Source organism: Microcoleus sp. S13_C3 (genome assembly GCF_036700905.1).
Classification (GTDB): domain Bacteria; phylum Cyanobacteriota; class Cyanobacteriia; order Cyanobacteriales; family Microcoleaceae; genus Microcoleus.
In genome coordinates this window covers 1-4,393 of the sequence record NZ_JAUBPT010000290.1, presented here as the reverse complement: position 1 = coordinate 4,393, position 4,393 = coordinate 1, and the positions used below count along the sequence as shown (strand labels likewise).

3 protein-coding genes and 1 pseudogene are annotated in these 4,393 nt (G+C 45.2%); 1 reads left to right on the top strand and 3 read right to left on the bottom strand.

From position 1 onward, the window contains the following. Positions 1–120: 120 nt before the first annotated feature. Positions 121–2,217, top strand: a complete 2,097-nt coding sequence (locus QUA16_RS35840) for a caspase family protein (protein WP_333109530.1) — start codon at positions 121–123, stop codon at positions 2,215–2,217. 512 nt (positions 2,218–2,729) lie between these two features. Here QUA16_RS35840 and QUA16_RS35835 read toward each other — a convergent pair. The 3 genes and pseudogenes from QUA16_RS35835 to QUA16_RS35825 all read right to left on the bottom strand — a co-directional run. Beyond that, positions 2,730–2,870, bottom strand: a pseudogene (locus tag QUA16_RS35835) (3,4-dihydroxy-2-butanone-4-phosphate synthase); the annotation flags it as partial. A 124-nt stretch (positions 2,871–2,994) separates the two neighbouring features. Next, positions 2,995–3,801 carry an MBL fold metallo-hydrolase gene (locus QUA16_RS35830; RefSeq protein WP_333109529.1) on the bottom strand — a complete coding sequence of 269 codons (807 nt, stop codon included), beginning with the start codon at positions 3,799–3,801 and terminating at the stop codon, positions 2,995–2,997. 249 nt (positions 3,802–4,050) lie between these two features. Then, positions 4,051–4,323, bottom strand: coding sequence for a hypothetical protein (locus tag QUA16_RS35825; RefSeq protein WP_333109528.1), 273 nt, complete (start codon positions 4,321–4,323; stop codon positions 4,051–4,053). Positions 4,324–4,393 lie beyond the last annotated feature (70 nt).

Genomic DNA, 4,393 nt, shown 5'->3' with positions numbered 1-4,393 from the left:
TTCTGAATTATCCGGGTTTTTGGCTTTTTCGGTATTCTATTTTATCGTACTTCAACTTGAAGTGCGGAATGTGGGCTATATAAAAATAAAACCTTCCCAAACCCTTACCCACCATCAACCATGACCAACCAAACCCCCAACTTCTACGCCCTCCTCATCGGTGTCAATTTCTACTTCCCCCATCGCTTACCAGAAGGAAACTACTACAAAAACTTGCGGGGATGTGTTCAAGATATTAACCACGTCGAAACCTATTTAAAAGACACCTTCAACCTCACCTCCGACCAAATCATTAAACTCACCGCTACAGCTTCCGACAATCCCAACCAACCCCAAGAACCCCCGGAACTTTTACCCACTTATGAAAATATTGTTGCCAAATTCAAGGAACTAACAGCCAAAGCCCAACCGCAAGATCAAGTCTATATTCACTACTCTGGTCACGGCGGACGGGCGAAAACGATTTTTGAAAGCCTCAAAGGTTTTGGTGCATTAGATGAAGCCTTAGTTCCCACAGATATCGGTCAACCAAATTCCCGCTATTTGCGCGATATAGAATTTGCTAAATTGCTGGAAGAAATGGTGGAAAAAGAGTTAGTTGTCACCCTCGTACTCGATAGCTGTCATTCCGGTGGTGCAACCAGAGAAATGAGCGGGGATGACCAGATTCGCGGGGAAGGGTTTATTGACACCACTCCTCGACCTACAGATAGTTTAGTCGCCCCGCTTCAGGAATTAGCCCAAACTTGGCAAACTGCAACAGAAAATAGCCGCAATATTACGGTGGTCAATGGCTTGTTACCCGAACCGAAAGGTTATACCTTAATCGCTGCTTGTCGGGAGCATGAATTTGCTTATGAAAAGGTTTTTGAAGGGACGGAACGCAACGGTGCTTTGACTTATTTTTTATTAAAAGCTTTGCGGGAAAAGGGGACAGAAATTTCTGTAGAGGAGCTATTTAATAAAGTTTCTAATCAAGTTAACAATGTATTTGTACAGCAAACCCCAATGTTGATGGGAGAGACTGAGCGCACTTTTTTTGGGGGTCAGCTTGTTGGTGCTAGCCGTAAGGCGCCGGTGATGAAAGTAGATATCAAGAAAAACCGAGTTCAGCTACAAATGGGTCAAGCAAGCGGTATTAAAAAAGGGGCTGAATTTGAAATATTCAAATTCAGAACGAGGGATTTTAAGGATGAGGAAAACCGAATTGCAAGGGTTAAAGTTGTAGAAGTGCAAGCATCCGATTGTTGGGCAGAAGTTACATACATAGAAGGTATTAGAGCTATTAATCCTAAATTAGATCAAGGAATGATTGATAGAGGAATGTTTGAAATCGGTTCCCCTGCTTTCTATTTATCACCAGGGTTAAAGCAAATTCGCAAAGTCCGAGTGCTTTTACCAGAACCAAAATCACCATTTTCGGATTTGGAGCTAGTGAAAACACAAGTTGATGGCCATCGCTGGATAGAATTTTGTTCGGAAACAGAAACAGATGAGAATGTAGATTATTTTGTTTCCCTAAATTCGGAAGGGGAGTATTGGATTTTAGATGCGAATAAAGAACCCATCCAAAATCTTGTTTTCCCGATAAAAATTGATGAACCTGAAGCCACAAAAAGGCTCATCGCTCGGTTAATCCATGTTGCCAGATATGAGACTATTTTGGATCTAGATAATGAGGATGTCTTTGATACCACCTTAAATGGCAAACTTAAGGTTGAATTAGGTAAATCAGAAAAGGGGGAATTTATACCTTTTAATACGGGAGGTCATGTTCCTGTATTGGAAGAATCAGAAAAGTTTTTTGTGCGAATTCATAATGAATCTAAGCGAATCTTAAATATTTCGGCTTTGATATTCCAGCCCGATTTTAGTATTGTCAAATTCTATCCTAAAGGTGATGAGTCTGTAGCTCCTGGACAAGACAAAGGAACTAGCATTGAACTCGAAATGCCAGAAAATTATCAGGAAGGAGTATTTATCATTAAAGTGTTTGCTACGGTGGATGCAACAAATTTTCAATTGTTAGAGTTGCAACCGTTAGATCAACCTCGTCCAGAAGTTGGGGATAAAAAATCTGCCAATGCTTTAGAAGAGTTATTAACGGCGGTTGTGGATGAAGAAAATCCTAAGCGGAAGATTACGGTTGTGATTGATGCGAGTGAGGAATGGACGACGGAAAAGGTGGAAGTGGTGGTGAAAAAGAGTGGGGTTTGATTGAGATAATTTTTTAAGAATGCTCCCAAAGCCTATATCCCTCTGCGGTCATTTGTGTTTATCTGCGGTTGTAAGTCAAAAACTTGTTATTCCTGGAAAAGATTAGCCTCATCCTAATCTCAATCCTTTTTCAACATAAAAAGTTAAACAGGACTTATACCAATTTAATGTGAACTTGCACATATCTCGATCCCCCTAAATCCCCCTTAAGAAGGGGAGTAGGGGTTGACTTTGAGAAGAATCTTGTCCCCCCTTAGTAGGGGCGGTGCGACCCCTACTCCCCGTGCCCGCCCTCTTGGCTAGGGGGGATCGGATTCTATGCAACCTCATAAAAAATTGGTATTACCTGACATCTTGCAGCAATATCAATAAGAGGATTTTTCGTGGGGTCGGGCGGGTTTATAGAACATATTTGCAAGCTTTAAGGCTGTTGGCGAACCCGCCCCTACGGCTAATTGAGAATGGTGCAATATCTCAGTATTACGCAACTGGCACATGGTGATGAGTCCGATCGCCCGCAGGGGGAAAATGTGACCGAGACGGCGCAAGTCTTGAGGTTTGGTGTCCGGGTGGATGGCGACTTGGATGTTGCGGGCGCGGTCTTCGACCGAGATGCCGGTAATGACGCCGTTGACTGCATCGATGCTGACGCTTGCAGTGGATAGCGGAGGTTTACCGGGTAACGATCGATCGAGGAGAATTTTGGCTGAATTTAGGTTATTTGTCAATTCGCGATCGGGCAAAAGTAATTCCGAACTAAGGATGAAATTTCTAGTTTTAAGAACTCCTAGACCCGTCAACGAAGGCTTTTAACTCAATAGCATCGTGACTGCAAAACACGCGCACATCTTTACTATGCTGCACCGATAATTCGTGCAGCCGGCCTTGATTGAGCAACCTAGCCTTGCGATCGACCTCCATCATCCATTGGTAGGCGCGCAGACCGGGCGTGCAGCGTCGGTTAGCAGCATCCATCTCGTGTCGGTAGAAATAGGCATCGCCTGCGTGCAGAAGCCAGCCATCGGGTGTATCAATGGCAATGCCAGCATGACCGCGCGTGTGCCCCACCAACGGGATTAGCAAAATCTCCGGCGGCAACCCGTCGAGGTCACGGACTGCTTCAAAACCGAACCAAGGTTCGCCACCCGCCGAATAGTATTTCCACCGTTTGACTTCATCCCACTGCCCCGGACGATAGCGCCTTTTTGTGATGAAACCATGCCGATCGTGTGCGGCATCGATTTCAGCCTGCATGACATGTACCGTTGCTTCCGGGAAATCCTCTAGACCACCGGCATGATCGAAATCGAGGTGGGTTAGCACAATATGGCGCACATCGTTTGGTGAAAATCCTAGCTGTTCAATTTGATGGATTGCCGTGTACTTGCGATCGAACTTGATGTTATTAAAATGGACGAAAAACGGGCTGAGCCTGGAGTAAGGTGACTCGATATCGCGCAATCCGAAGCCGGTATCAATCAGAACCAGTCCTTGATTCGTTTCCACAAGCAGACAGTGGCAGACGAGGTGAGCCGTCAGACCGCGACTGAAGCCATCGAAAAGCGCCCCTCCAATGGGACACATACAGCCACAATTGAGATGATGAATTCGCATAAATGTCCTGTACTAAATTACTTAGGCGGGAACCATTTATTCCTCAGTTCGCATCCAAGCCCGATGCTGCATAATGCCATCGATGAACGCCTGAGAAAACTTCGCTAAATCGCCACTACTGGGAGAAGTAAACACGCTTTTATCGGCGGCGACCTTGCCATTATCTGCGATATTTACTTTCTTTAAATCTGCACTTAAGAATAGTAAGACGGGCGGAAATTATTTGTTAGCAGAGCCCGGTTCAGTAAGCTGGCGGTGCATTTCGGCATTAACGGTATCAGGCAAAACTTTGCTCGCGCTGGCCATAATTTTTGTCTTGATTGAACCGGCAATGATGTTGTCCTTACCGGCCATCAAGGCTTCAAATCCCTGTTTAGCAACCTCGGCTGGATCGTCTTTCTTGTCTGCGCCCGCCTTCGTGTCGTCCATTCCCGCCCGATGGAAGAAGTTAGTATCGGTTGGGCCGGGCATGAGCGAGGTGACAGTTACCAAAATAATTGGGTTTAAAGCCCCGTCCTTGTAGGACGGCTTTCTGTGTTATACTTACGCTGACACGACAGGC

Coding starts and splice junctions, on each gene's coding strand:
- QUA16_RS35830 (WP_333109529.1), bottom strand. CDS start 3,801: ATGTGTCCCATTGGAGGGGCGCTTTTCGATGGCTTCAGTCGCGGTCTG.
- QUA16_RS35840 (WP_333109530.1), top strand. CDS start 121: ATGACCAACCAAACCCCCAACTTCTACGCCCTCCTCATCGGTGTCAAT.